A 26,241-nucleotide genomic window follows, 5' to 3' on the forward strand; every position below is an offset into this window, starting at 1 on the left:
CAACTATCTGTCGGAAATCTCCAAATACGAGATACGGCCCGAAGGATTTCCATTCTTGCGCGCTGCTCAAGCGTGATATTCGTCACCCATTCGAAACAGTCAGGGTTTTCGTAAATCTCCATGAGCACCGGCGCACCCTCGCTCCCCCGTTCAAAACGAATCGCCTTGATCGATGTGATGCGGGGCGTCGCCCTGCTTGCCATGGCAAGCTATCATTTCACCTGGGACCTCGAATTCTTCGGCTATGCGGAACCGGGGCTTACCGCGTTCGGCGGCTGGAAGGTCTATGCCCGCTGCATCGCTTCGAGCTTCCTTTTCCTGGTCGGCGTCAGCCTTGTGCTGGCCCATGGCCGCGGCATTCGCTGGAAGGGCTTTTGGAAACGCCTTGCGATGGTGGCGGCGGCGGCATTGGCGATTACCGCGGTTACGTTCTATGCGTTTCGCGACGGCATCATCTTCTTCGGCATCCTGCACCAAATCGCGCTGGCAAGCGTGCTCGGCCTCGCCTTCCTGCGGCTGCCGGCGCTCGTCACCATGCTGGTTGCGGCGGCTGCCGTTGCCGCTCCCCTTTATCTGCGCGCGCCTGGGTTCGATCATCCGGCGCTGTGGTGGGTCGGCCTGTCGACGGTCAATCCGCGCTCGAACGATTATGTGCCGCTACTTCCATGGTTCGGCGCGGTGCTGGCTGGCATCGCGGTTGCAAAACTGGCGACGAGTTCGGGCCTGTTCGCCCGACTGGCGGAAATCCCGCTCCCGCGATGGCTGAACCCGCTCGTCCTGATTGGACGCCACAGCCTTGCTTTCTATCTCGTCCATCAACCTGTTTTGATCGCCTGCATCTGGGCATTTTCGCAAATCATGCCCGCCCATGTCGAAACCAGCCAGGCAGTCTTCCTCAAAGTGTGCCAGACTTCCTGCGAGGAAACCCGCGACTCCCGGTTTTGCGTCGCCTATTGCGGATGCATGCTGGCGGAACTGGAGGGCGGCGATATGCTCAATCGCCTCGACCGCGGCGACCAAAGCCCGCAGTTGAAGGCGCGCGTGAGTGAGCTTGCCGGCATGTGCACGGCCAGGACCGACGATGCGGGGGGAGAAATGCAGTGACCCAAAACCATGGAAATGCCGGCTTCGTGCCGTGGCCGCCGCTGATCTATCTTGGCGCGATCGCTGCCAGCATCGGACTGGGCTTGTTATATCCCCTGCCCTGGATCGGCGGCGTGCTCGAGGATCTGCTTTTTGCGGTCGGCTGGCTGGTGCTGCTGGCGGTGCTTGCGCTGTGGTTCAGCGCCATACGCACTATGATACGGGCAAAGACGACGCTCAATCCGAACGGCACGCCCGAGCATCTGATAACGACCGGGCCATTTTCGGTTTCGCGCAATCCCATCTATCTGGCGAACACGCTGTTGCTCATCGGCATCGGGCTGGTTGGCGGCATGGCGTGGTTCCTGCTGCTGGCATTCGCAGCCGCTTTCGCGACATCGAGGCTCACAATCCGGCGCGAGGAGCAAATTCTGGCCGACAAATTCGGCAAGCGATATCGGGAGTACGCCAAAAGGGTCCGACGCTGGGTCTAGGGAAGGCTGTCAGGGAGGCTGCCCGACCGTTTACAATATGCTGTTTGTCCCGCGCGATATTGCGCCAAGCATCCGCGCCAGCGTTGCGTCCCTTCGCACAAAGTGGTGATGAATGGCCGCGCCTGCGTGGGCAAGCGCCAGAAGCCCGGCGCCATAGGCGAGCAGCGCGTGCGCGCTCGACCAGAAAGCTTCCGCAGCGTCCGATCTCGCCAACGGCAAGTCGGGCACCACCACGATGTCGAAGACGAAGCTCGGAATTCGCAACGGCGATGTCGAGGCGATCGCCCAGCCGGTAAGCGGCACGATGACAGTCAATGCCAGAAGCATGATATGGGCGAGCCGAGCCGCCACCACCTCCCATTGCGGCATGCCGGGCACGGGCCGCGGGCGAATGCCTGACAAGGCCAGGATGGCCCGCGACAGCGCGAGCACGAGGATCAGGAAGCCGAACGACTTATGCCATTGGTAGAGGTCGAATTGCAGCCGAGGACGGCTGGCCACCGCCTGCGTGAGATAACCCAGCGTGATCTGCCCGAAAAACAGCAGCGCAATGCTCCAATGAAAGGCGATGGCCGCCATTCCGTATGAATCGTGCGTGTTACGCAGTTTCACTGCATCTCACCCCAGTTGCTTGTATGCTTGGGTGGCGATTTCCTGCAGCCGCTGGCGCGGCAGATCACCGACCAGGGCGCAGCTGATCGTTTCGTCCGTCCAGAAGAACGCTTCGAGCCGGTCAAAACTGGCGTAGCGGAACGAGGTTTCACGGCCTTCTTTCGCCGGAATGACGTAGAGCGTCACCCGGTGGCCGGTATCATCCTCATACATGAACTGTGCCGCGGGGCCATCCGTCGCCGGCAGCAGCCGGCCACCGACCAGCGTCAGGCCGTCGGCCCGGAGGTCGGGGATGGTAAGGGTGCGATCCAGGCGCTTGGAAAGCCAGGCCTGCAAATGGTCCTTCTGCCCCCCCCATACTTCCACGGGATGGACGACCTCGCCGGAATATACCCGGTGCGCCTCCATCGCCTCATCGACCAGGGCGATTTGGGCCGGCGCTGCCGGCGCGAAAAAGTCGCGCCCATACCAACCGGCAGCCGTTCCAACGGCGAGCAGGAGAACGGCCGCAGCCGCCATCCGGCTCCAGCGCCCGGTTCTGATCCGGCTCTCCCGCTCGATGCGATAGACATTCAACCGGGCGGGCACCGGCTCTGCGGCAACATGGCCATAAAGCGCATGCAGGGTTTCGTTCTGCCGCCTCCAACCGTCTATATCTTCGGCTGCAAGGGGGTTTTCTGCGAGATAGGCCTCAATTGCGGCACGCGCCGGCCCATCCAGCGCGCCGTCGGCGTAGGCGTGCAGGTCGTGCTCGGTAATCTTGCGCTCCCCGGAATTCATTTCACGGACCTCAATTTCGGCACTCCAGTCTCGGTCAGGAGCCGCAGCGTGGCACGGGCGCGGGCCAGCCGCGACATGAGCGTGCCGACAGGGATGGAAAGCGCTGCGGCAGCCTCGGCATAGCTCATCTCCTCGACGGCAACGAGCAACAGAACTTCGCGGTGCTCCAGCGACATTGCCTGCATGGCACGCGCCGTCTCGGCCAGCGCCAGCCGTGCCGGCTGCACGTCAATGCCCGCCGGCTCGCCCCCCGGCAGGCCTTCGATGGGCAGAGCGGATGGTGCGCGTCGTGACTTTCGAAGGTCGTTACGGTGGACATTAAGGAGAATCCTGAACATCCACGAACGGACGGAGCCTGTAGGCCGCCACAGGCCGCGTTTGCGGATTGCCCGCTCCAGGCAGTCCTGGACGAGATCGTCGGCACGATCGGGATCGTGGGTAAGAGCGCGCGCATAGCGTCTCAGCGCCGGCACGCATTCCTCGATCTCGTCCATGATCTGCGACATCGGTTACTCTTTGGCGACGTGCCAAACTCCGCCAACTCCGTCCCCGGTGACGTCTCCGGGCTTCTTGTCGTTTTGCCAGAGGTAAAGGGGCTGGCCGTCATAGGCCCACTGCTTGCTGCCGTCCTTGCGATCGACCAGTGTGTACTTTCCGTCCACTGCCGCGCCCGCCGCCGCCGCCAATGGCGGCCATTTCTGCGCGCACGCATCGTAGCAGTTCGACGTGCCGCCCGCATCCTTGTCGAATGTGTAGAGCGTCATGCCCTTGTCGTTGGTGAGAACCTCGCCCTTGGCGGTGTCCATCGACTTGATGGCGCCGCTGGCATAGTCGTCCGCATAGGCAAGAGGCATTGCGACCGCCATCGCGGCGGCAGCCAACAGGAGAGAACGCATCATCTGAAAACCCTCTTCTTTGCTTTTTTGAACGAACGGGTCTTCCGCTCGCAGTCAAAGAACACCGCCAGGCCGCGAATATTCCCGGTGGCGCAAAATTCTCGTCGGAACGGCATTATTTCCGCATTCCGTTGAGAACCATGTCGAAGCGGGCAATATTGGAATAGATCGGCGTGCCGACATCCATGCCGTAGGGCGAGCGCACCATGTCGCCCACGACATGGAAGGCGACCATCCGTCCCTGTTGCCTGATCAGGGTAGCCTCGAACGTTTCCCGCCGGGTGATGCCCCGCGCCGTCAGCATGCCTTCGATGACCGCATGGTCCGAGCCTTGCTGATGTATGGCCGTCGAGCGGAAAGCGATGACCGGATAGGCGGCCACATCGAACACGGCAGAAGAGCGCAGGAAATCCTCGACCCGTGGCTGCCCTGTCGCGACGCTTTCGGGTTGAAGCGAGAATTTCACGCTCGAACGGGCAATGTCGTCCGGATGCAGGTCGAACGTGCCCGAAAAGCGCGAAAACACACCGCCTATGCCGCCTCCGCCAATCTGGGCAACCGAGAAGGCGATACGCGAGGACGGGTCGATCACGTAGCGGCCGTGAAGGGTCGACAAGGTGTCGGCCTGTGCTGGAACGACGGCGAAAAGCGACAGAAGGCTGATTGAAAGCAGTGTCCTGAGCATCGGGATATCCTTCCACGGTCGCTCATCAAGCGGCGACCCTGAAGAGGAAAACACCCCGCAAGCGACGATAATCCATGAGCAGGTAGCGATATTTCCTACGCGGCGGCGATGTGCCGGATATGGATCAGGTCACTTCAACGCCTTTCGGTCACTGAAAAACGCTCTCCATGGGTCATCATCGGATAGCCGCTTTAGCGTTGTTTTGTCGCCGATCAGAAAAGCATTGGGCGGCAGGCCATTCTCGATCTCTTCCCAGGTCACGGGCATCGACACCGTCGCGCCCTTCTTGGCACGCGAGGAATAAGGTGCCACCGTGGTCGATCCGCGGCCATTGCGCAGATAGTCGATGAAGATTTTTCCGACACGCGCCTTCTTCGACAGGGTTGCGGTATAGCGGCCCGGCTCGGCCTGCTCCATGGCGCGGGCGAAGTCGTGGGAGAACGTCTTGACCGTCTCCCACTTCGCCACCGGCTTCAGCGGCACCACGACATGGTAACCCTTGCCGCCGGAGGTCTTGACGAATGTCGGCAAGGACAGTTCCTCGAGCTTCGCGCGGATATCGAGCGCGGCCCGCAGTACCTTGTCCACCGCCACGCCCTCGTCGGGGTCAAGGTCGAAGACGATCTGGTCGGGCGTGTCGATTGCGTCAATCGTACAGCCCCAGATATGGATTTCCACCACGCCCATCTGAACGAGCGCGGCGATGCCGTCGAAATCCTTCACGTAGAGGATTTCCTCATCGTCCTCGGGGTCTTTCGACGTGAAGATCTTTTCGTTCATGCCGGCTGAGGCGTGTTTCTGGAAGAAGCGCTGCCCATCGACGCCGTCGGGCGCGCGCACCAGCGCCAGCGGCCGGTTGACGACAAATTTTTCCATGCGTGGCCAGACCAGCGCGTAGTGGTCCAGCAAATCTCGTTTCGATATCTTCTCGTCGGGCCAGAGCAGCTTGTCTGGATGGGTGAGCTTCACGGACGTCGAGACAGCGCTCGCTGCGTCATCGGCCGCCTCGACTTTCGTGGATTCCGGTTTTTCCTGCACGACATCCTCCGCAGGCTTGTCCTCACGTAGCCCCTGGTAGGAGGCATGGCGGATTATACGGTCCGCTGTCCATGAACGGAACTCCACCTCTGCAACCAGTTCCGGCGCGACCCAGACGAGACCCTTGCCGCCCGGCGGCACCTTCGCATCGAACGGCGGCTTTTCCACCTTGCGGGCGTCAAGTTCTGCCTTCAGGTCGTCGGCGGCCTTCGTCGAAAAGCCGGTGCCGACGCGGCCGGCATATTTCAGCTTTCCGTCCTCGTGATAGCCGACCAGCAGCGAGCGCAGGCCGCGCCCGGTCTTTTCGGAGGGCAGGTAGCCGCCGATGACGAATTCCTGGCGCTGGGTGCACTTCGCCTTGATCCAGGCGCCGGTGCGGCCGGACCGGTAGGGCGCGTCGGCGCGCTTCGACACCACACCTTCCAGCCCCATGCGGCAGGCATGCTTGAGCATCATCTTGCCCGGCTCGACGAAATGGTGGGAGAAGCGCACCGGGCCGTTATCGTCGAGCGGCGCAAGGAACGCGCGCAGGCGTTCCTTGCGTTCGACCAGTGGTTTGGAGCGCAAGTCCTCACCGTCCAACCGCAACAGATCGAACACGTAGTAGACCATGCGGTCGCTGCGACCGGCGGAAAGATCAGCCTGCAGGGCAGAGAAGGACGAGACGCCGTCGTCGGCCAGCACGACGATCTCGCCGTCGAGGATGGCGTCGGAGCATTTCAGTGCGCCAAGCGCCGTCTGGATTTCCGCGCCGAAACGCCCGGTCCAGTCCAGCCCGGTGCGGGTGAGCAGACGGATTTCCGTCCCAGCGATCCCCGCCTGCATGCGGTAGCCGTCGAACTTCACCTCGTGCAGCCATTCCTTGCCCGAAGGCGCGTCGCGTTCGAGTGTCGCCAGCGCCGGCTCGATGAAGTCGAGATTCGTCGCCGCCTCGCGTCGCGCCCTGGCCGTTGCCGGCTTGTTGGAATGCCAGACCTTCGGTTTCTCGCCCTTCGCGCTCTTTCCCTTGCCGACCTCCTCGACGGTGAGGCCGGATTTCACGGAGTTCGGCCGCTCCTTGAGAATATCCTCGCCAGGATGGGCCGCTGCATCGTCGGATTTGATGAGCAGCCAGTTGTCCTTCTTCTCGCCTGGCCGTGGTTTCAGCCGCACCAGATGCCACTTGCCGGTCAGTTTCTCGCCGTGCAATTCGAAGTCGAGATGGCCCTTCTTCATGCCGGCTGCCGGGTCGTGTTCGGGCGTCCAGGTGCCCTCGTCCCAGACAATCACCGAACCGCCGCCATACTCCCCCTTCGGGATCGTGCCTTCGAACGGCGCATAGTCGATCGGATGGTCCTCGACATGAACGGCAAGCCGCTTCTCGCTCGGGTCGAGGCTGGGGCCGCGCGTGACGGCCCAACTCCACAGCACGCCGCCATGTTCCAGCCGCAGATCATAGTGCAGGCGGGTGGCCGCATGCTTGTGGACAACGAAGATGCCGCCCTCGGCCGTCTTCACCTTGCGGCGCGGCTGCTTTCCCGACGGCTCCGCGGTTTTCTCGAAATCGCGCTTGGCGCGGTATTGTTCGAGCGGCATGGTTGCCATCGGTCATGCCGACTTTCGCTTCGATGGCTTCTTCGCTTTTGGTGCCGGCTCGCCGTCCTTGTCGGCAGCAAGGCTCTTCTTCAAAGCGTCGAACAGATTGACGACATTGGAAGGTTTGACTGCCATCTTGGCCTTCGGCGCTTTATGCCCGGCCTTCTTGGCACGAATCAGTTCGATCAGCGCTTCCTCATATTTGTCGTCGAATTCCGAGGGGTCGAATTTCGTCGCCTTCTTGTCGATGATGTGCTCGGCAAGTTCGATCATCTCCTTGTCGGTCTTGACCGTCTTGATCTCATCGAAGACGGTGTCCGGCTGGCGCACGGTGCTGTCGTAACGCAGCGTGGTCAAAACCATGCCCTTGCCGAGTGGCTCGATGACCACGGGGCGCTCCCGGCGGTAGAGCACGATGCGGGCGAGACCGGCCTTCTTCTTTGCGGCCATCGCCTCGCGGATGACGGAGAAGGCATCTTCCGAAACCTTGTCGGCCGGGGCGAGATAGTAGGGCGTATCGAGATAGATTTGCTGGATGGACGCCTTGTCGACAAAGCCGTCGAGCGCGAGCATGTTCGAAGATTCGATCCGCACGGCATCGATGTCGTCTTCCTCGATCCGGACGTATCCACCGTCCTCGACCTCGTAGCCCTTGACCTCGTCTTCGCTTTCAACTGGCTTGCCCGTTTCGGCATCGACATAGATGCGTTTCACACGGTTGCCGGTATCTCGATTGAGGATATTGAAGGAAACCTTCTCGGCGTGGGTAACAACATTGGTCAATTCGACCGCGCAGGTGACCAGAGACAGTTTGAGGTATCCCTTCCAGGCTGGGCGTGGTGCCATGACGAACTCCTTCGACGCGCTCGATTGAAGGAACGGCGCCGAAGCGCTGCGGTTCCACCCCATGTTAATTGCGTCGAATCAGATCCGGGACTGGCAACAGTCCGGGCGGTGTCGGCTGCCAAGGGTCCGGGAACGGGCGCTGATGGGCGACGGCAGGCCAGGATTGGTTCCGGCACATGCTGAGGCTGGACCTGTGCTATGCTGATCCGATGAAGGCAGTTCAGATTGGAGTTCTCATCGCGGCGTTCGCCATGACCGGTTGCGCCTCAATGGGCGCGCAGACCCCCGAAACGCCCTGCGCGACCCTCAATCGTGAAATGGGTGACAAGGCCAAGGACATTAGCGCCATCGCCGTCAGCCGTGGCAACGTCGACGCTGTCATTGTTCCATTTTGGGTGCCTGGCGGCGCCAAGGCGGTTTCGGTGATCACAAACCGACCGACGACGAAGATCGAGAAACTGCAAGCCGAACAAGCCCAGATGTACGCTGCCAGAGAGAACCGCTGCCGATCAATCGAATGACCGGCGCAATAGCCGAGCAAAGGCTTCTGTCAGCCGCCAACGCGACGTGGCTTTCGCCGCGCCGCCTACATTTCTCTTATGTGCTTGATTTTGCTTGGCTGGGGAACCTGGATTCTCAGCCAGTAAAACCCCTCTTCCAGCGAGGCCCTTGAGATCAATGAGAAATTCGTTCTGCCGAAGTGGCCTTGCCACAATTTGTGCATCACATGTGTGCTCAGATCCGCGTGCGGCGTCAAGGGCCCGATTCGGGGTTCGACCATCACGTGTCACTTGGCTGAAAGCAACGGGCAAACTTTGCCTGTGTCCCGAAGTGAACTGCTGCGGTTATCGGAGAGATCAAGGCTTAATGGCAGTGATGCGCCCAATTCCAGGCGTACTACCACCTCTGAGATTGCCTCAAAGCTGCCATTCCATTCTAGATTGCTGTGCTTTCCGAAGTGGGCGGGGCGTTTGCAAGTACTCTTGCGCCCCATGACCGTCGAAGGCGGCATATACGTTTCCAGACTATTCCAGAATAGCTGTCGCTTTCACGCAGTCAGCATGCATATAGCAAGAGGTCAATCAATTCCGCGAAAAGCTGTGATTGCCGCGAGGAGGTTGGCATAAACCCATTTGGCCTTCTCGTCGCGTGTGCAGAACCCGTCGAAGTACGTGGCGTAGACGGCGAAGCTCAAGTCGATAATGTCATTACTCATCCGGTCCAGCCGCACCACCGATTGGCTACCGCCCCGGATCCACCAAAGCAGATTGATCACCAGACCCAACAGATAATCCTGTCTTGACAACTTTCAAGAGGTGCTTGTCAGGAGTTCGTGAAACCCTGCCTTAAGGCCTTATGGCAGAGCGAGAGTGCCCAGAGTAATGAGGTGACCGCTAGAGGATTGACCTAAGGACGCCGCCGTCGACGCGCAAAGCAGCGCCACTTGTCGCCGAAGCCTGGTCCGAGCAGACATAGACGACCATGTTCGCGACTTCCTCGGTCGTCGAGAATCGATTGATCAGCGTTGTCGGGGCGCATCGTCTTCAAGAACAACTGCTCCGCTTCCTCCTGCGTGATGCCTTGCGCGTGCGCCAACTCCCTCATCATATTCGACAGGATTTCGGACCTTGTCGGGCCGGGGATGACTGAGTTGACCGTCACGCCCGTTCCCGCGACTGCTTCCGCGAGCCCTCTCGAAATGGCGAGTTGCGCGGTCTTGGTCATGCCGTAGTCGATCATCTCCTTCGGAACGTTGAGGGCGGACTCGCTGCTGATGAAGACGACACGTCCCCATCCCCGCGCCGTCATCTTCGGCACATAATGGCGTGCCGCGCGAACGCCGCTCATGACGTTGAGCTGGAAGAGGCTGAGCCAGTCGTCATCGGCAAGCTCAAGGAAGGGCTTTGGGCGCGCCGTACCCACATTATTGACGAGGATGTCGGCATCGGGCGCCTGCGCGAACAAGGCCCTGGCCCCTTCGGCCGTCTCAAGGTTAGCGGCGACGCCGGTTACATCGGACTTCGGGAAAAGCGCGCGAATCTCGCCGAGCGCCGCGGCGACGCGCTACTCGCCGCGGCCATTGATCACCACCGAAGCGCCCGCGCGCACCAGTCCTTCCGCTATGGCGCGGCCGATGCCGGCCGTGGAGCCGGTTACAATGGCCTTGCGACCTTTGAAGTCGATATTCATGACACGTACACCTCCAGCTTGTGGTGTACGGGATATAGAACATGTTCAGACAACGCGTTATTGCGTAAAAACCCATAATATTCATTCTTCTGGGGAATGACGTGGATCGTTTTCAGGAATTGAGTTCGTTCATCGCGGTGGTTGAAGCAGGCGGGTTCACAGCTGCCGCCCGGAGAACCGGCGACTCACAACCGGCCGTCAGCAAGGCCGTCGGCGCGCTGGAGAAGCGGCTGGGGGTGTTGCTGTTCAATAGAAGCACGCGACGAGTGACCCTCACGGACCAAGGGCAACGCTACTATGACCGGACGAAACCCCTCATTGGCGAGTTGGATGACGCCGACAGCGAACTGACAAGCAGCACGCTCAAGGTTTCCGGCACAATCAGGATCGCCGTTTCCGCCACCTTTGGCCGCCTCCACATCTTGCCCCTTATCCCAGACCTTCTTTCGCTCAATCCAGGCCTTCAGCTAGATCTCATCCTCTCGGATTCTGTGCGAAACATGGTGGAGGACCGGATTGATCTGGCGATCAGAGTGGGGCCTGTCGACGAACCAGACGCGGTCGTCACGCGCGTAGCTCGTACCCCGTTGGTGTGCGTTGGATCCCGTCGATACTTCGAGGAACGAGGCGTGCCCAGGGCCCCTGCCGAACTCGGCAGTCACAACTGCTTGCTTTATAATGGGCTGATGGAGTCCAACAATTGGCCGTTTTGCGGACCAGACGGTGAATTCAGTGTGCCGGTTCATGGCAATCTTTCATCGAACAGTGTCGAGACGATTCGGTCTGCTGTGCTGGCTGGTGTGGGAATCGGTATGTTCGCCAAAATCTCTCTTGCCGACGACCTCCAGCATCCGGACGTGATATCGGTTTTCGAAGAATTTCTGGTCGACGTCAGGGATATAAATCTCGTCTGGCCGAAGCGCCGCCTTGTTCCGGCACGCGTGCGCTGGGTCACTGAATTTTTCTCGCAACGGATTCCCGGTCGTATCTAGGTCGCGGCCGGGAGCGAGACGAGACCAAGTCCGGTGTGCAGCCAGCTTTTGCCGAATGCTAGCGCCTCGATGGATCTGACAGGCAAGCTCCTAACTGGCGCCCTCATGTCACGTTCTCGGACGACAATCTCCGAAGTCTTTGGCGCTGATCGATCTAAATGTGGCGAAGCTCGGCAACGCAAACGAGCCCGAACCGGGATTCAGATCAATCCACAGACGGAGCGGCACATTCTCAAATGGCATTAATGTTATGTTCCTCTGCAGTATTATCGACCAATTCTGCATGACTTAGATAGACGGTGAAGTCGGTCCGGCATGGACGAAGCATCGCTAGTCTGTGGGTCACAAGGCCTTGTCGGGCCAGCTCGCCCGGCCGTGGCAGGACGGAGACTTCCAACACCGTCGTCGGCGTCGCCGGCACGCAACCCGAAGGAAACATCATGTCGAGATTGGCAGGAAAAATCGTCGTTGTCAGCGGCGGGACCAGCGGCATCGGACTCGCAATTGCGCAGCGTTTCGTCAACGAAGGCGCCGAAGTCGTTATTTTCGGTCGACGCCAAACCGCGCTTGATGAAGCTGTGCAGTCGATTGGCTCGAACGTGACCGCCATCCAAGCCGACGCGTCCAAACTCGATGATCTGGACCGAGTAGCCGATGTTGTCAGGAAGTCAAAAGGCAGAGTCGACGTGGTGGTGGCCAACGCTGGCTTCACGGAGCAGGTACCGCTGCGCGAAATCACCGAGGACCACTACGACCGCACCTTCAATCTGATGGCCAAAGGCCCGCTATTCCTGGTGCAGAAGATGCTGCCTTTGATGGAAGGCGGCGGATCGATCATCCTGGTCGCCTCGGCTATCCACTACATGGGCTTGGCAAACCACTCGGCATACTCAGGCGCCAAGGCGGCTCTGCGCTCCTTTGTGCGCACGTGGGCCGCAGAGTTCAAGGGCGGCGGTATTCGGGCGAATCTGCTGAGCCCCGGCCCAATCCCCACGGCGATCATGGAAGGCCAAGCAAGCACTCCCGAGGAACTTACCGCTCTTCAAAAGGCATACGCATCCTACGTTCCCATGCTGCGGCTCGGGCTTCCGGAAGAGCAGGCGTCGGCAGCAGTCTTCCTCGCGTCAGACGAAAGTTCGTTTATGACAGGCTCCGACATGCTCGTCGATGGCGGCATCAGCAACATCTGACGACAGGTTGGAAACGAACAGGTGCGAGGAAGCAGGTGGGCCTGTTGATCTTCAGAGACCTCTTCAAGAGGCAAAACTGATCAACGCATGATCGAGTGACGGCCGGCCTTTCTGGGCCCGCCCGAACTCACGAATGCCAATGGCGCCTGACTTGCTTTTACGTCTTCGAATCGGCCGAAGTGTCGTGGACGACGGAATCGGCCAGATGCTCGATCATCCACTGGCCTGCGGGGCCCAGGCGATGGTCGGCTAGATATGTCGCGCACATTGCGATTTGATTTGTCCGAGGATCGAACTCGGCAGGCTGGATGATCCGCAGTCTTCCCTGCGCGATGTCAGTCTCGACCAGATGGGCGGGCATGTTTCCCCACCCAAGGCCTGCCAGCAGCATCGAGTGCTTGGCGCCGAGATCCGCCAGCCGCCATGTCCGCGCGGAAAGGACACCGTAATCTCGTCCAGCGGTCTGAGTTGAACGGTCGGTGAGCACAAGCTGCACATGGTCGTGCAGAACATGCGTCTCGATCGGACCATCGATCTCCGCTAGCGGATGGCCCGGTGCGACCACTGAGACAAGGTCGACGCTCAGCAGTTGGAAGCGCTTGAGCAGGGCCATGTCGCTGAAGGCTAACTGCAACAGGCCTATCATACAGGTGCCGTCGAGCACCAGTTCGGCCGCGGCGCCGAGAGATTGCACGTAAACGCGCGGCTGCACCGTCGGAAACTTGTCCGTGAACGCGCGTAGCGCCTCGACTACCGGCGGCATCGGAAACATCGAGTCCAGCACGACCGTCAGTTCGGCTTCCAGCCCGCTGGCTAGACTTCGGGCAGTGTCGCGAAAGGCGTTGGTTTCCTCTGCGATCCGACGCGCCCTCAACAAGAGCGTGCGACCCGCGTCGGTCAGCGCGCTGCGATACGCGCTTCGATCGAACAGCGGTATTCCGACCTGCGCCTCGAGTTTCTGAATCCCATAGGTCACTGCGGACTGAGCGCGATTCAGCTTCTTAGCGGCCTTCGAGAAGCTGCCTTGATCGACAACCGCGAGGAAGAGCTGAATTTGGTCGAGCGTCAGTGAGTCCATGTTCTAATTTATAGATCAAGATGGACTAGATTTCATCAGTTTCTTCGTCACCCACGATCCTCTATTTGGGACGTGACGCGCGTGCAGAAGCACCGGTTGACGCCGGCCGCCACGGCCGGTGCCTCCAACCAATTTCAAAGGCTGTACCAATGACCCATATCTTGATGCTCCTATCCAGTCCGCGCGGCCAAGCCTCGCTTTCCACCAAGGTGGCGACCGCGCTCGCTGACCGGCTGACCTCCGAGCTTGGCGCAACGCTCACGATCCGCGATCTGGCGGCTGACGACCTGCCCCACATCGATCCTGCCTATGTGGTCGGCCGCATGCTGCCGCCTGAGCAGCGCACCCCCGATCAAGCTGCGGCGGTCGCGCTCGCAGAAACACTGGTCGATGAGTTGAAGGCCGCCGATGTGGTGGTGATCGCTGCCAGCATGATCAACTTTGCGCCGTCTTCGACGCTCAAGGCGTGGATCGATCATATCGTTTGGCCCGGGCGTACGATGATCTCCACCAAGGACGGGCCGGTGGGCCTGATCACCGGCAAGAAGGTCTACGTGGTCGCCGCCAGCGGTGGCGTCTATTCCAACGGCCCGATGGCAGCCAACGATATGCTGGTCCCGTATCTGAAGCAGATTTTGGGCTTCATTGGCATAACGGACATCGAGACAATCCGCGCGGAGGCCCAAAGCTTCGGCCCGGAAGCATCCGAGAAGGGTGCGGCCGCCGCTATGGAGCAGGTCGCAGCCATGGCTAGGGCTGTCCCTGTTGGCCTGCGGGCCTAGCAGGTCATCGCCCGCCGGAATGCCGGGCTCGAAGATCGCGCGCCATCCGTAAGCTGACAACACCGCCGGGCGTTCCGATCGCTGATCTGACAGCACGCTGCCTTCTTGACACAGTTGCTCGGCGGGTTTGTCACGATGGCGCTGTGCCCATTCCCGCGGACGTACTGATGTTGCCGGGCTTCTTCGGCTTTCTCGCGAATTTGGTCACGCTGGACCTCCCGGCGTCCAACCACATCACCCGCCAGACGCTCGGCTGGGAGCCCGCTCAGCCGGGCCTGATCGAGGACCTCGACAACGGCCATTACTTCCCGGCGGGCCATATCGCGATCCCGTGATCCGTTCGACCAATAGACGGGGATCCCCCTTTTAGAAACCACCAGCAATACCCCCACTCAATAGGAGACTACACATGAGCACTATCAGCATCATCGGCTCAGGAACCATGGCTGCCGCGATCGCGGGCCGTACCGCCAAGGCCGGACACACTGTCGAGGTGGTCAGCCGCGACCCTGCCAAGGCCCAGGCGCTGGCCGACCAGCTCGCAGCCGGAGCGACCATAGGGACATACGGCGCCGCGCCGGCGGGCGACATCGTTATCCTCGCCGTGCCGTACACCGGTGCGGCGGCGGTGGTGGCCGACTTTGGGAAAGCGCTCGACGGCAAGGTGATCATCGACATCACCAACCCGGTCGCCCCCGACCTCTCGGGCCTCGTGACTCCCCACGGCAGTTCTGCTGAGCAGGAAACCGCCAAGGGCCTCCCCGCCGGCGCGCATGTCGTGAAAGCGTTCAACACGATCTTCGGTCACGTACTTGCCAAGGGTGGACGCCTCGACGCGTTCATCGCAGCCGACGATGCGGAGGCCAAGGCGCGCGTCTCGACCTTCCTCGAGAGTCTCGGACTGCGTCCGTTGGATGTCGGCGGCCTGCAGATGGCCCAGACGCTCGAGGCGCTCGGCTTGATGATGATCGGCCTGGCCAAAAACGGTGCCGGCACCTGGGACATCGCCTTGAACGTCGATATAGGCTGAATCACCGACACCACGTCCTTCCGGCATGCGCGACCTATGGTTTGTTTCAAGAAATGAAAATCATGGCGAATTCGGTTCGACTGAGCGAACTTCTGCTGCTGATCGTGGCGATCGTCTGGGGAACAAGCTACGGCGTGGCCAAGGAGGCTATCGTCTTCTACCCGGTCCTCGGCTTTCTGGCAGTCCGCTTCACGATAACGGCCGTCATCCTGTCGCCGTCGTTGTTCCAGTTGAGCCGCCAGCGGCTCGCAAAGGTGCTGGCCGCGGGTGTCCCGCTCGGCATCATATTGCTCTGCATCTTCGTGGCGGAAACCTACGGCCTCTCGCTCACGACCGCATCAAACGCAGCATTCCTCATCAGCACCTGTGTCGTGCTGACCCCGATCGTCGAGTTCCTTGTGCTTGGCACCCGTCCGACCTTGAACATTGTCCTCGCAGTTATCGTGTCACTGGCCGGGGCATATCTGGTGAGCGCGGGCGGTGCCCTCGAATTCAACCTCGGCGACCTGCTCATTCTGGTTGCTGCGCTTCTTCGGGCCTGCATGGTCACCTTCACCAAGAGCATGACGCGCGACCCGGCAATCTCCACCGTCGCTCTCACGACCGTTCAGACCAGTGTCGTCGGTCTGGGCTCCTTGCTCCTGGGCGCTGTTCTTTTGCCGACAGGTCTGCCGGCGCTACCCACAGATGGCAGCTTCTGGATCTTGACGATGTACCTGGTGGTCTTCTGCACCCTGTTCGCATTCTTCGTTCAAAACTACGCGGTACGGAACACTTCGCCGACGCGGGTTTCCCTGCTGATGGGCACTGAGCCAGTGTTTGGCGCGCTGTTCGCCGTGATCTGGTTGGGCGAAGCCGCATCGATCAGCGTCTGGCCCGGTGGCGCTATGATTGTTGTCGCCTCTCTCTGGGGGACACTGGCACCAACGAGAAAGCCGATTGTAGCCACGTGAAGTTCGCGAAATAAGGCTTGTCGCGAAAATCCTGCAGAGCGTCCCAAGACTTTCAGGATGGCTGATCATATGCAGCTTGTGGCAGGCTGCGGGGCAAAATTCTCAACCTCCTAAATTTCGACCCAGAGCGCAAAGCAGCGCCGCCTTTTCCGAGGCATTGTATCTGTTTTTAGGTTCATAAATGCAAATAGCGACCGTTCATGCCTGAGCGGTGGCGATCAGGCCTGGAACGCCGACGAGAGTGATGGCTCTTCTGATATTATAGGCGAGCCCCGTCAGGCTGAACTCGCCCCGCACATTCTCACCCCTCGGGGGCAGCCCACCTCTGGACACTCACATCCGCCAGCGCCTCGAATATAGCCGGCGTGCGTTCCAGGCGGGCGATCGTTCGCGCGCCTTCGAGGGCGGCTACCAATGCGGCTGCGGTTGAGGATGCGCGCGCGGGAGCGAAACCGCACCCCCTAAAATGCTCCGCAACAATCTCGGTCGAATCGACAAATCCGCGCGCTACCCGTTTGGTCAGCTCAGCGTCGAGCGCGGGCAGCTCATTCGCCAGATTTTGCATTAGACATCCATACTGGAAATCGGAGGCGACCATTTCGGCCGCGAATGTGCCGAAAATCTGATGGACAAAATTCAGAGCATCACCCGTCGTATTCGCCGAGATATTCCACAATACAGCAATTCTATTCGCAACGTAACGATCAATTGCTTCTTCTGCGAGCTGTGTCTTGCCACGTGGAAAGTGAAAATAGAACGATCCTTTAGGCGCACCGCTTTCTTCAAGGATCTGGGTCAATCCGGTCGCAGTGTAGCCTTGGATGCGAAACAGTCGTTCGGCCGTGGCAATCGCGCGAGCGCGGGCGTCAGTCTTACGTGGCATGCCGTGACCATAACACGTTTCGCTTGACGTTGCTATGGCGATCACCATATAAGGAATCCGGCGATGCCCCTCAGCCAAAATCCTAAGCCAAGAAAGTTCGTTCAGTGATGCGCAACCTACCCATTTTGCAGCAGGAATTACTAAAGTCGAAGCACGCGGGTTTCCTGGTTCACCTTATGCCGAGCGTTTTTGTTTCGGGGCCAATCGTCCTCGATTGCCCGGCCGCCGTGTGAATTGTTCGTCGCGGGCGTTGTCGCTGAAGCTGAAGAGCGCGCTTGCACGCGGACGGTGCGTTTCGTCATGAGTCATCCAGTTAGTTTCAAGCCATCGGCGTCCCGACGAGCCGTCTTAGCGATGGGCGCGGCCAGCCTGGCTGCGGCTTCACTTCGACCGGCCCGCGCAAACCCCATAGGAGGGACTGATTTGACCACATCAACATATGGCGAGGGAACGCTTCCCAAGGGGGTCCGCTCGCTCATGATCCATGGGGTCAACGGCCTCGATGTCCATATTCTCGAGGCTGGTTACGAAAGCCCCGGCCGGCCGCTCGCGCTGCTTCTGCACGGCTTTCCGGATTTGGCTTACGGCTGGCGACACCTGATCCCAATTCTGGCTGACGCCGGGTACCATGTCGTGGCGCCCGACCAGCGGGGTTTTGGCCGCACCTCCGGTTGGGTGAACGGCTATGACGCCCAGCTGGGGCCCTTCAGCCTCTTGAATATGACGCGCGACGCCCTCGGATTGGTTTCGGCCTTGGGGTATCGGCGTACGGCGATGCTCGTCGGGCACGACCTCGGCTCGCCCGTGGCTGCCTATTGTGCGCTAGCCCGACCTGACGTCTTTCCCTCGGTGGTGCTGATGAGCGCACCGTTCCCCGGTCCGCCCGCGCTTCCGTTCAAAACTGCGGAAAGCGAGGCATCGTCGGTTCAACCGAACACTGAAAATCAAAAGTTAGCGGCCGCGTTGGCGGCGCTCGATCCGCCCAGAGAGTATTATCAACAATACTTGAGCACACGCGAGGCGAACTATGACATGTGGCGCGCCCCTCAAGGCTTACACGCGTTTCTTCGTGCATTTTTCTACGTCAAGAGCGCTGACTGGCCGGGAAATAAGCCGCATTCGTTGAAGGCGCGAACCGCCATGGAACTTGCAAAAATGCCCACCTATTACGTCATGGGTCTCGGCAAGACGATGCCCCAGACCGTCGCTCCATTCCAACCTTCCGCCGCCGAGGTTCTTGCCAGCAAATGGCTCACCGAGCCGGAACTTGGGGTGTACACGGAGGAGTATGGCCGCACTGGGTTTCAAGGCGCCCTGCAGGCTTATCGCGTCCATTCTGATCCTGACCTAAACGCTGAGTTGCGCCTGTTTTCGGGCAAGACGATCGATGTCCCGTCGCTCTTCATCGGCGGGAAGAGCGATTGGGGTACCTATTCGGCGCCGGGCGCGGTCGATCTTATGAGGACGAAGGCGGCGACGAGGATGGGTGACATCGAGCTTATCGACGGCGCCGGTCACTGGGTCCAACAGGAGCAGCCGGTTCGGCTCAGCACGCTCCTGCTCTCCTTCATCAAGGAGGTGGGTGGGGCGGATCACACCAGCCGTTAGGTCGGGGAATGCCTTCGTCGCTCTTGAAAAGATTGCCCGGCGTCCAGATCACCGTCCCGTCAGGTCTGTCACATTTCAGTGAATCGCTTGGGTTTGGTGGTCCAGGTCGAACGTTAAAATCCGGCGGCGATTTTGACCTGCCCATCATGGCACAGGCTTGATATTTCGGCAAATTCCGCCGGGGTGTTGCCATTGTGAGCCACGTTGTAGTCCTACCGCCAAGCCTCGATCAGGCGTGACCCTACGACGGGTCCCGATGCCGCCCACGCAAAGGCGCTGCGCAATGCCTTCGTCGCCGAACACTGCGCTGCGGTCTGGGTGCCGGTTCCGGTTCCGGACGATCTCGAGATCGCTTCGCTGGAACGCCAAATCCTGGCGATCGCGCCCGCCAATGCCATAGCTTGGAATGGGCGGGCCATGGCGGTCTACGACGAACCTGTGGATCTGGTGGATGCGACCATTGCCCGCCCGGTCGGGTTGGGGGCAGGACAGGCTCGCGGCCATCGAGCGTCAGCGCCAGCGCTTTTCGTGCTTCGTCCCTTCCTCGGGGGCGTTGTCGCCGATACGGCTTTCACCTCCCGATTTTCCTTCAGGCACATTCAGGTTTTTCGCACTTGATGTCGAAACCGCGAACTATGACCGGGCGAGCATTTGCCAGATCGGCGTTGCTTGTGTTCGACCAGATAAAACGATCGAGACCTGGGTGACATATATCGACCCACAGACCAACGATTGGTCTTATAGCAGGATTCACGGGATCACCGCGCGCACAGTCCAGGGTGCCCCAACGTTCGACCAGGTGTTTCCGATGCTGAAGAATGCCTTGGCGGACCAGACCGTCTATCAGCACTCCCCTTCGATCAGAGTGCCATAGCCGCGGCATGCACCCGTGATGGGCTGACTCTGCCGACCTGGACATGGCAGGACAGCGTCCGAGTCGCCCGTTGCGCCTGGCCCAAGATCAAAGGGAACGGCGGCCATGGCCTCGCGCCATTGAAGAGTCATTTGGGCTTAAGCTTCGCGCATCACGATGCTGGCGAGGATGCCCGCGCATCAGCAGAGGTGGTCCTGCAGGCTGAGGCGCACATGCAGACTGCTCCGTGCATCCAACGGGCAGTTCGCATCGCGCCGCCGCTACCTCCGACTCTGCGTGAGCCTTCGGCTGCGTCAGCCACGAAGTCGGCACCTGATCATGGTGTTCCGCCCACGACCGACACCGTGCGCCAACTAGGGACATCAGAGGTTGCGCAGGGCAATATCGACCACAACCACATTTATCTACGCAGCTTCTTCGATAAGTTTCCCGCTGAGGCAATCGGTGGACCAAATCGCGACAGTGCCGCTGCTTGCGAGATAGTCGTGGAATGGGGTGGTACATCTCCGGTCCAGACTGATCTCGATGGAAAGAAGAAATTCTTTCGTAAACGCGGTTGGATTCGATCGTTCTTTGAGGCGAACGCGGTTGTTCCCGGGTCGATTGTGTTGGTGGAGCAGCTTGGACATCTCAGCTATCGCGTGCGTGTTATCAGGAGTTGAGATGAAGGCTCGGAAATGCGAACCAGCCACAGGTGAGCATAATAATGGCCGCTTTTTGCGATGCTGGTCCGTCTCAATGAATGACCAGAACTGGGCGCAAGGCTTAAAGGCCGGAGTTTTGGATGAATGTCTGCTTTCCCAAGTCGCCGACCGAAAGCCGCCTGTCTGTTTCCCCACCCCTTTCCTGCCGAAGGGATCGGTCTGCTGTCGGCCTTTGCTGGCTCCTTTCGTAGTCTGTTTGCTCATTTTCTAATTCTTCGCCCCTTCTAGTGCTGGTTGCGCAAAGGCGTTAGCGTCTGGGCTCCGCTTATTTCCCTCATTATCAGAGACGACCCATGGCCGAGTCTTCCCCATTCGCCCGATTTATTGCCTTTGTCAGCAAAGGCGTTGTTGCCATTCGTCATTCGGGTGATAGCGCGCGAGCGCCTGTCTATGGCACGGCGCCGGTCATTCCGGAGGCCAAACCGCAAGGCAAGATACCGACGTTGAAGATGCCGACGGCCAAGGGGTGGGAGGGCGAGCATAAGCCGACGGCGGCCGCCGGGCTAAAGGTCAATGCCTTTGCGCGGGGACTGGTGCATCCCCGCAATATGCATGTGCTGCCCAATGGCGATGTGTTGGTGGCTGAAGCGATGGGCGAAACGGGGAATCCACGCACCTTGTTCGACCAGGCCATGTCGGCCACGATGCAGCGGGCGCGCGCTTCCGGCGACAGCCCCAACCGCGTGACGCTGCTGCGCGATGGCGACGGCGACGGGGTGGCTGAGGAAAGTTACGCTTATATTGAGAATGTCCGGCAGCCCTTCGGCATCGTGCTTGTCGGGGAGACGCTTTACGTCGGAGCCAGCGACGCGCTTCTGGCCTATCCTTACGAGGCGGGCGCGACGAGAATCTCCAACCCGGCTAGAAAGCTAATGGATCTGGTGCCCGGCGGGCATTGGACGCGTAATCTGATTGCCAGCAAGGATGGCACCAAGCTTTACGTGGCCGTGGGGTCGCTGAGCAATATCGCCGACGCGGGCATGGCTGCGGAAGAAAACCGCGCCTGCATCCACGAATATGACCTCAAATCGGGGCAGTCCCGTATTTTTGCCGGTGGCTTGCGCAATCCCGTGGGCATGGCCTGGGAGCCCGAGGAAGGGATGCTTTGGACGGTGGTCAATGAGCGCGATGGGCTGGGCGATGAGACGCCGCCTGACTATCTGACATCGGTCAGCGATGGCGGGTTTTACGGCTGGCCCTATTGCTATTGGAACCGGGTTGTCGACGATCGGGTGCCGCAGAACCACGCCAAAGTGGCCTCGGCGCTGCGGCCCGATTATGCGCTAGGCGGGCATACGGCCTCGCTGGGTCTTTGCTGGCTGCCTGAGGGCACACTGCCGGGCTTTCCGTCGGGCATGGCCATCGGCCAGCACGGGTCGTGGAACCGCTCCAAGCTCTCGGGCTACCAGCTGGCATTCATCGCCTTCGAGAAGGGCAAGCCAGTGGGAATGCCGCGTGAAATTCTCACCGATTTCCTGTCGCCGGACGAGAAATATTCCTATGGCCGCCCGGTTGGCGTGGCGCTGGCGACCGACGGCGCGGTGTTGATGGCAGACGATGTGGGCGACGTCATCTGGCGCGTTACCGGCACCTGAGCGCGGGGTGACGACGAAACTTTCCCGTGTGTTTGTGCTTACCCGCTCTCATATCGGATTGGCAGCATCGGCCTCACGTCAGTTTTTCATCGCAGGCGAGCTGACGTCCGCTGTGGATCGGTTTCGACGGGAATGGGGCCGGGAGCAGACAGTCCGGTGATGGAGAAAATCTGGCGGTAAACGGCCGCTCCGCTGTGGAACAAATCGGCCGTCGATTGGCGGGTGAATCCTGATCAGTCAATCTGTGTCGGCAATTCAAAGATCTGCGTGACAGCGGGGCTTGTTTCCCGCTGTTATGCCGTCGCTTGAGGCGAGCGTCGTTCTCCTCAAGGGCGTAGGTAGGCTCACCCGCGAAGCGACTTGGCGACCGCGAGGAAAGCGGCTCCAGGTTGCAGGTGAAGCCGCAACATCCAACCGTTTGCGACCCTCAAGCGCAGAGCCCACCGATGCTGTGGGGGCGGCGGGACTCGCTTCGCGACCATTCAGCGCTGGTCAGTGTCTAGGCGGGGTGATGAGCTCTGGCTCGGACGCTAGTTAGAAGTAACGACTCGGCCGGCCAGGCTGTCCATTTGCAGGCCCGCCCGGCTCCTAGCCGCTGGCTGGAGCGCGCGCTAGAACCCTCATTCGCATCGAGTAGCCTTTATCAACGACGCTATGCGCCGCGCCTCCATTCCTATTTGCCGCAGTTGTCCAGTTGAGACCGGGATCTGCCCGCAAAAATAAAGTCCGGGATAGTCAGTTTCGGATCCACAGGATCTAGGCCCCCCAGAACCGTCGAGTGCACTTTCATGCTCTGGCAGAAGCGTACGTAAATCCGGACTGTAGCCAGTAGCCTCAATCATCGCGTCAAAGTTCTCAATTAATCCGTCAGCGAAGTGCACGTCGGCCTCCGATATCCGCACAATGCGGTTTCGAATAGAGATCTTGCCGCGCCGAACGAGATCCAGTGTCCCGATGTCGAGGATCGGGATCTTCCGATCTTCGACGACTTGGGCCAGTGGTCCCTTATCTGCCTGACGCAGTCCAAGCTTTTGCAGATCGCCCAGCACGAGCCGGAGCAAAGGCTTGTTCAGGGCGTCCATGAGTCGATAAGGGAAAGGTTGTTCCAGGATCGACCAGGTCACGATCGAGATACCGAAAAGCTCGCGCGGGATGACATTCACGGGGCTTCGCACAGAGACAGTTACATCGACGCCTGCGTTTGCGAGTTCCATGGCTATCTCGCCGCCTGAGTTGCCGAAACCAACAACCAGAACCCGGCCTCCCTGGAGCGGTTTCGGATTAACGTATTCGCTTGAGTGAAGGACTCGTCCGGGAAAGCTGTTTTTGCCAGCCCATTCCGCCCGCCTGGGCCATGAAGCGATTCCCGTGGCGACGACGACATTGCGGGCTGCCAGTGTCATGTCCCCCGTTTTGACAAGCCAACCTGCCGTGTACGATGGCGCGGCGCCGAGGTGCGAGACATGCGCGCCAAACCGAGGCCTGATCCCATGATGCGCTGAATACTTCTCGAGATAGGCGACGACCTGATCCCGTGAGGGATACTTCGGATAGCTGCTCGGTATCGGAAACCCGGGCAGCCCAGATTGCTTTCTGTGAGTGTGGAGATGAAGGCGATCATAGTGGCCACGCCAGGTCGCGCCAACAGTTTGTGCCTTTTCGAGAACAATTGCAGAGAGGCCTACACTCTTCAACGCGGACGCACAGGCGAGTCCCGCCGGACCAGCTCCAACAACGACGGTCTGAACATGCTGCATGGTATGCCCGGTGACAAACTTTCAATCTAAGACAGAATTGCGGAAACGTCGCCGACTTTGCTATTGTGGTTGACCAACGTGTCTACGCCGGAAAGGATGGAAGACAATGGCGACGATCGACTTCTGGTTCTCGATCGGCAGTACCTACAGCTATTTGTCGGTCATGCGCCTTGCCCAGATCGAGAAGGACACTGGCGTCGTCTTCCGTTGGCGACCGTTCAACGTTCGATCGATCATGATCGAAATGGATAATATTCCTTTTGCAAAGAAGCCGATCAAAGCCGCTTATATGTGGCGCGACATCGAACGACGTTCGGCGGTTCATGGGCTTTCGCCGAAGTTTCCGGTTCCATATCCGTTAACTGAGTTGGAGCGCGCCAACCGCGTCGCTGTTATCGGAGCGTTCGAAGGATGGTGCGCCGCCTATGCGCGCGCGAGTTACAGGCAATGGTTCGAGGAGGGCGTGCCGGCCGGCAGCGAGCCCAATATTTCCGAAAGCATCAGTGACGCCGGCGCCGATCCGAAATCCATTCTCGACCGGGCGGACGCGGACGAGGGTGTAGAAGGGCTTGTCTCCGCCACCAATGAAGCGAGGAGCCTCGGCATTTTCGGCTCTCCAACTTTCAGTGTTGGCCAGGAGATATTCTGGGGCGACGACCGCGTTGAAGATGCCCTAGCCTGGCACGCACGAGCTACCGCATAACGCTCCCGTCGCAGATGTAGTCTCTGCCGCTTGTTCCGGCGGACATTGGGGGCATCTAATGGCAGAGATCGCGATAGCACGCGAAGGGTCGCCGGCTGCGCTGGATGTGCGCTTCTGTCAACGCCGGAGGGACTTTGCAGCGCGTGGCCGGAGTAAAAGTGCGGCACTGACGCAAGCAGGAAAGGCCCGATCGGGACCTTTCCTGCTTGTCGCGGTCATGCCTGAGGGGCGGCGTCCGACGGCGGTTCGACCGGGCTTGGCGTGACCGACGCTTGCTGTGGGCGAGCCTGAAGCTGTCGCCGTTCATCTCAAGGATATGGACGTGATGCGTGAGGCGGTCCAGGAGCGCGCCGGTGAGCCGTTCGGAGCCGAACACGGATGCCCGTCGACGCAAATGCACGGGCTCAGGCCGCGGCGGTGCTGCGCCATTTCCAGGACGTGATCGTTCGGCGCGTGATCGTGAAACCAGACTTCTGGGGACTGAGAATTCGCATCGGCCTGATTGCCGCAGTCCTCTTCTTTCTGACGGCAGGCGTTGGCTTCGCCCTCCGGGAGCGCAATGATGAGCTCTCCAATGTCCCGCTGATATTGGCGGTAAGCGGGGTCGCTCTGGGCGTAGCCGGCTTGATTCTTGCCGTGATTGACCGCTCATTCCGTCAGAGACAGTATCGCGCCTTAACCGCTTCCCGTTGACCCAATGCGGTTCGGATATCGTTTCATGATTTAGCCCTGCCGCACTCGTCGTGGTGAACTTGACAGGCTGGAGCTGGGCGTAGGTAATCGGCTTGGTGCCAACCGGCGGAAGGCCACGACCATGCGGAATATCTGGACGTTGCTGCTGACAGGAATGATGATTGTGGGAGCCATGGCGCAGGAGAGCGCCGAAACGCTTCGGTTCGGCTTTTTTCCCCCGCTCGGCAAGGACATCATCTACCGCGTCGACTACCGGCACGAGCAGACCTTTGGCTCGACCCGCAAGGTGGTCGACTGGACGCACGAGGTGCACCTGAGGGTCATGGCTGAAGAGCCTAACGGGCAACACTCCGGCACTTTCTCTATAGAGGCGGTGAACGGGCGAGAGGGAGCAGCGCAAGATGCCAGCTACCTCATCGCCAAGGCGATCGAAGGACAGACCTACACTCTCAGCATGCTGCATGGCGTGCTGACCGAGACAGACTGGCAGGCAATCAAAGCACGGCTGGTCGATCAGCTACCTCAGGTCGCGGATCCAAAAACCGCCGCGGCGATCGTCCGCGCCCTCCCCCTCTTCGAGGCCAACGGCATCAATGCCGTCCTGCGTCCGTTCTGGGCGACCGGGATCGGCTACATACGCGCTTTCAACCGGGCCGGTACGGTTGCAGTCGTTCAGGACATGGATCTTCCGTCCTGGTTCCAGATCGCAGGCTCAACCTTGGAGATCCAGGGCGGCAAGCTCGAGGATAGCGACGACATGCTGATCGTCTGGCGCCTTGCTCCCAATGCGGAAGCTGCGAGAAGCCATATAGGCCCGGAACTGCGGAACCTTGTGGAGGCAATTACTGACACGGCCGAGCGAGCCGAGGTCCAGGCGCTGGTCGAGAAAGCCCTCGCAGGCGGCGTCGAGGCCATCGAGGGCGGGATCTTCACATGGGACCCCACGCCTGGATTCATGCGCAGTGTCCAACTCGACACGCGTATCGTGGCGGGCGAATTCCGGCGGGACGTCAAGATCGAGATCACTCGACTGAAGCCGGATTGAACATCCGGCTGCGCCCGGCAACGAAAGCGGTCGCTCTGCCATCCGCGAGGGAACGTCATCTATTCTGTAGTTGACGCCTGGACCAGACGGACCGCTTACGACCACCCCAGTCTCGTCGTTTAGCCAATTTGATCGCAACGCCGAAAGCACCCGTT

The 26,241-nt window shown here is 60.2% G+C and carries 27 protein-coding genes and 2 pseudogenes; 16 read left to right on the plus strand and 13 right to left on the minus strand.

The features are described from left to right. Positions 1 to 120: 120 nt before the first annotated feature. Both ACX3P0_RS03955 and ACX3P0_RS03960 read left to right on the plus strand, forming a co-directional pair. Positions 121 to 1,104, plus strand: a complete 984-nt coding sequence (locus ACX3P0_RS03955) for a heparan-alpha-glucosaminide N-acetyltransferase (RefSeq protein WP_459086680.1) — start codon at positions 121 to 123, stop codon at positions 1,102 to 1,104. Continuing rightward, on the plus strand, positions 1,101 to 1,577 hold the full coding sequence (locus ACX3P0_RS03960) for a methyltransferase family protein (protein ID WP_459086682.1): 477 nt from the start codon (positions 1,101 to 1,103) through the stop codon (positions 1,575 to 1,577). The genes ACX3P0_RS03955 and ACX3P0_RS03960 overlap by 4 nt, the downstream gene beginning before the upstream one ends. A gap of 30 nt (positions 1,578 to 1,607) precedes the next feature. On the opposite strand, the gene ACX3P0_RS03965 is transcribed toward ACX3P0_RS03960, so the two are convergent. The 7 genes from ACX3P0_RS03965 to ku all read right to left on the minus strand — a co-directional run bounded on the left by ACX3P0_RS03965 (position 1,608) and on the right by ku (position 8,009). Further along, positions 1,608 to 2,156, minus strand: a complete 549-nt coding sequence (locus tag ACX3P0_RS03965; protein ID WP_459086867.1) for a cytochrome b — start codon at positions 2,154 to 2,156, stop codon at positions 1,608 to 1,610. Positions 2,157 to 2,195: 39 nt separating this feature from the next. Further along, complete coding sequence (locus ACX3P0_RS03970) at positions 2,196 to 2,969, minus strand: anti-sigma factor family protein (RefSeq protein ID WP_459086683.1); 774 nt, start codon at positions 2,967 to 2,969, stop codon at positions 2,196 to 2,198. Beyond that, entirely contained in the window at positions 2,966 to 3,475 is a 510-nt protein-coding gene (locus tag ACX3P0_RS03975) for an RNA polymerase sigma factor (protein ID WP_459086685.1), read from the minus strand. The genes ACX3P0_RS03970 and ACX3P0_RS03975 overlap by 4 nt, the downstream gene beginning before the upstream one ends. A 3-nt stretch (positions 3,476 to 3,478) precedes the next feature. Continuing rightward, positions 3,479 to 3,865: a COG4315 family predicted lipoprotein gene (locus tag ACX3P0_RS03980; protein ID WP_459086868.1), complete on the minus strand. Its 387-nt coding sequence runs from the start codon at positions 3,863 to 3,865 to the stop codon at positions 3,479 to 3,481. Between the two features lie 115 nt (positions 3,866 to 3,980). Further along, positions 3,981 to 4,550 carry a YceI family protein gene (locus tag ACX3P0_RS03985; RefSeq protein ID WP_459086686.1) on the minus strand — a complete coding sequence of 190 codons (570 nt, stop codon included), beginning with the start codon at positions 4,548 to 4,550 and terminating at the stop codon, positions 3,981 to 3,983. Between the two features lie 129 nt (positions 4,551 to 4,679). Beyond that, the gene (gene ligD / locus ACX3P0_RS03990; RefSeq protein ID WP_459086870.1) at positions 4,680 to 7,163 is read right to left on the minus strand and encodes a DNA ligase D; all 2,484 of its coding nucleotides are present in this window, start codon (positions 7,161 to 7,163) and stop codon (positions 4,680 to 4,682) included. A 12-nt stretch (positions 7,164 to 7,175) separates the two neighbouring features. After that, positions 7,176 to 8,009: a non-homologous end joining protein Ku gene (gene ku / locus ACX3P0_RS03995; RefSeq protein WP_459086687.1), complete on the minus strand. Its 834-nt coding sequence runs from the start codon at positions 8,007 to 8,009 to the stop codon at positions 7,176 to 7,178. A gap of 176 nt (positions 8,010 to 8,185) precedes the next feature. Between ku and ACX3P0_RS04000 the strand changes: the two genes are divergently transcribed. After that, entirely contained in the window at positions 8,186 to 8,530 is a 345-nt protein-coding gene (locus tag ACX3P0_RS04000; RefSeq protein ID WP_459086689.1) for a hypothetical protein, read from the plus strand. Positions 8,531 to 9,087: 557 nt separating this feature from the next. Here the strand turns inward: ACX3P0_RS04000 and ACX3P0_RS04005 are convergent. Continuing rightward, positions 9,088 to 9,294 carry a hypothetical protein gene (locus ACX3P0_RS04005; RefSeq protein ID WP_459086691.1) on the minus strand — a complete coding sequence of 69 codons (207 nt, stop codon included), beginning with the start codon at positions 9,292 to 9,294 and terminating at the stop codon, positions 9,088 to 9,090. A 109-nt stretch (positions 9,295 to 9,403) separates the two neighbouring features. Continuing rightward, positions 9,404 to 10,199 (minus strand): annotated as a pseudogene (locus ACX3P0_RS04010) (SDR family NAD(P)-dependent oxidoreductase). Between the two features lie 101 nt (positions 10,200 to 10,300). Between ACX3P0_RS04010 and ACX3P0_RS04015 the strand changes: the two are divergent. Continuing rightward, the gene (locus ACX3P0_RS04015; RefSeq protein ID WP_459086692.1) at positions 10,301 to 11,191 is read left to right on the plus strand and encodes a LysR family transcriptional regulator; all 891 of its coding nucleotides are present in this window, start codon (positions 10,301 to 10,303) and stop codon (positions 11,189 to 11,191) included. Positions 11,192 to 11,631: 440 nt separating this feature from the next. Next, on the plus strand, positions 11,632 to 12,381 hold the full coding sequence (locus ACX3P0_RS04020) for an SDR family NAD(P)-dependent oxidoreductase (RefSeq protein ID WP_459086694.1): 750 nt from the start codon (positions 11,632 to 11,634) through the stop codon (positions 12,379 to 12,381). Between the two features lie 157 nt (positions 12,382 to 12,538). On the opposite strand, the gene ACX3P0_RS04025 is transcribed toward ACX3P0_RS04020, so the two are convergent. Next, the gene (locus ACX3P0_RS04025) at positions 12,539 to 13,459 is read right to left on the minus strand and encodes a LysR family transcriptional regulator (RefSeq protein ID WP_459086696.1); all 921 of its coding nucleotides are present in this window, start codon (positions 13,457 to 13,459) and stop codon (positions 12,539 to 12,541) included. Positions 13,460 to 13,608: 149 nt separating this feature from the next. On the opposite strand from ACX3P0_RS04025, the gene ACX3P0_RS04030 reads away from it, so the two are divergent. The 4 genes from ACX3P0_RS04030 (at position 13,609) to ACX3P0_RS04045 (ending at position 16,224) form a co-directional block, all read left to right on the plus strand. Then, the gene (locus ACX3P0_RS04030) at positions 13,609 to 14,241 is read left to right on the plus strand and encodes an FMN-dependent NADH-azoreductase (RefSeq protein ID WP_459086698.1); all 633 of its coding nucleotides are present in this window, start codon (positions 13,609 to 13,611) and stop codon (positions 14,239 to 14,241) included. A gap of 167 nt (positions 14,242 to 14,408) precedes the next feature. After that, the gene (locus ACX3P0_RS04035; RefSeq protein WP_459086700.1) at positions 14,409 to 14,576 is read left to right on the plus strand and encodes a hypothetical protein; all 168 of its coding nucleotides are present in this window, start codon (positions 14,409 to 14,411) and stop codon (positions 14,574 to 14,576) included. A gap of 74 nt (positions 14,577 to 14,650) precedes the next feature. After that, positions 14,651 to 15,271 (plus strand): NADPH-dependent F420 reductase, encoded by a 621-nt coding sequence (locus ACX3P0_RS04040; protein WP_459086702.1) that lies wholly within the window; start codon positions 14,651 to 14,653, stop codon positions 15,269 to 15,271. 62 nt (positions 15,272 to 15,333) lie between these two features. Beyond that, entirely contained in the window at positions 15,334 to 16,224 is an 891-nt protein-coding gene (locus ACX3P0_RS04045) for a DMT family transporter (protein ID WP_459086704.1), read from the plus strand. 301 nt (positions 16,225 to 16,525) lie between these two features. Here ACX3P0_RS04045 and ACX3P0_RS04050 read toward each other — a convergent pair whose 3' ends face one another. Beyond that, on the minus strand, positions 16,526 to 17,107 hold the full coding sequence (locus ACX3P0_RS04050) for a TetR/AcrR family transcriptional regulator (RefSeq protein WP_459086706.1): 582 nt from the start codon (positions 17,105 to 17,107) through the stop codon (positions 16,526 to 16,528). A gap of 423 nt (positions 17,108 to 17,530) precedes the next feature. On the opposite strand from ACX3P0_RS04050, the gene ACX3P0_RS04055 reads away from it, so the two are divergent. The 4 genes from ACX3P0_RS04055 (at position 17,531) to ACX3P0_RS04070 (ending at position 21,888) form a co-directional block, all read left to right on the plus strand. Next, positions 17,531 to 18,715 carry an alpha/beta fold hydrolase gene (locus ACX3P0_RS04055; RefSeq protein ID WP_459086708.1) on the plus strand — a complete coding sequence of 395 codons (1,185 nt, stop codon included), beginning with the start codon at positions 17,531 to 17,533 and terminating at the stop codon, positions 18,713 to 18,715. Between the two features lie 451 nt (positions 18,716 to 19,166). After that, positions 19,167 to 19,589 (plus strand): exonuclease domain-containing protein, encoded by a 423-nt coding sequence (locus ACX3P0_RS04060; RefSeq protein ID WP_459086710.1) that lies wholly within the window; start codon positions 19,167 to 19,169, stop codon positions 19,587 to 19,589. Between the two features lie 119 nt (positions 19,590 to 19,708). Next, on the plus strand, positions 19,709 to 20,251 hold the full coding sequence (locus ACX3P0_RS04065) for a DNA binding protein (RefSeq protein WP_459086712.1): 543 nt from the start codon (positions 19,709 to 19,711) through the stop codon (positions 20,249 to 20,251). Between the two features lie 335 nt (positions 20,252 to 20,586). Continuing rightward, on the plus strand, positions 20,587 to 21,888 hold the full coding sequence (locus tag ACX3P0_RS04070) for a PQQ-dependent sugar dehydrogenase (protein ID WP_459086713.1): 1,302 nt from the start codon (positions 20,587 to 20,589) through the stop codon (positions 21,886 to 21,888). A 620-nt stretch (positions 21,889 to 22,508) separates the two neighbouring features. Here ACX3P0_RS04070 and ACX3P0_RS04075 read toward each other — a convergent pair. Continuing rightward, positions 22,509 to 23,645, minus strand: a complete 1,137-nt coding sequence (locus tag ACX3P0_RS04075; RefSeq protein ID WP_459086714.1) for a flavin-containing monooxygenase — start codon at positions 23,643 to 23,645, stop codon at positions 22,509 to 22,511. Positions 23,646 to 23,751: 106 nt separating this feature from the next. Between ACX3P0_RS04075 and ACX3P0_RS04080 the strand changes: the two genes are divergently transcribed. Further along, a complete protein-coding gene (locus ACX3P0_RS04080) occupies positions 23,752 to 24,348 on the plus strand; it encodes a DsbA family protein (RefSeq protein ID WP_459086716.1) in 597 nt (198 codons plus the stop codon). A gap of 265 nt (positions 24,349 to 24,613) precedes the next feature. On the opposite strand, the pseudogene ACX3P0_RS04085 reads toward ACX3P0_RS04080, so the two are convergent. After that, a pseudogene (locus tag ACX3P0_RS04085) lies at positions 24,614 to 24,718 on the minus strand (ATP-binding protein); the annotation flags it as partial. 8 nt (positions 24,719 to 24,726) lie between these two features. Here ACX3P0_RS04085 and ACX3P0_RS04090 point away from each other — a divergent pair. Both ACX3P0_RS04090 and ACX3P0_RS04095 read left to right on the plus strand, forming a co-directional pair. After that, the gene (locus tag ACX3P0_RS04090) at positions 24,727 to 25,041 is read left to right on the plus strand and encodes a hypothetical protein (RefSeq protein WP_459086718.1); all 315 of its coding nucleotides are present in this window, start codon (positions 24,727 to 24,729) and stop codon (positions 25,039 to 25,041) included. A gap of 121 nt (positions 25,042 to 25,162) precedes the next feature. Further along, positions 25,163 to 26,086, plus strand: a complete 924-nt coding sequence (locus ACX3P0_RS04095; RefSeq protein ID WP_459086719.1) for a hypothetical protein — start codon at positions 25,163 to 25,165, stop codon at positions 26,084 to 26,086. Positions 26,087 to 26,241: the final 155 nt, after the last annotated feature.

The organism is Mesorhizobium sp. A556 (genome assembly GCF_054489545.1).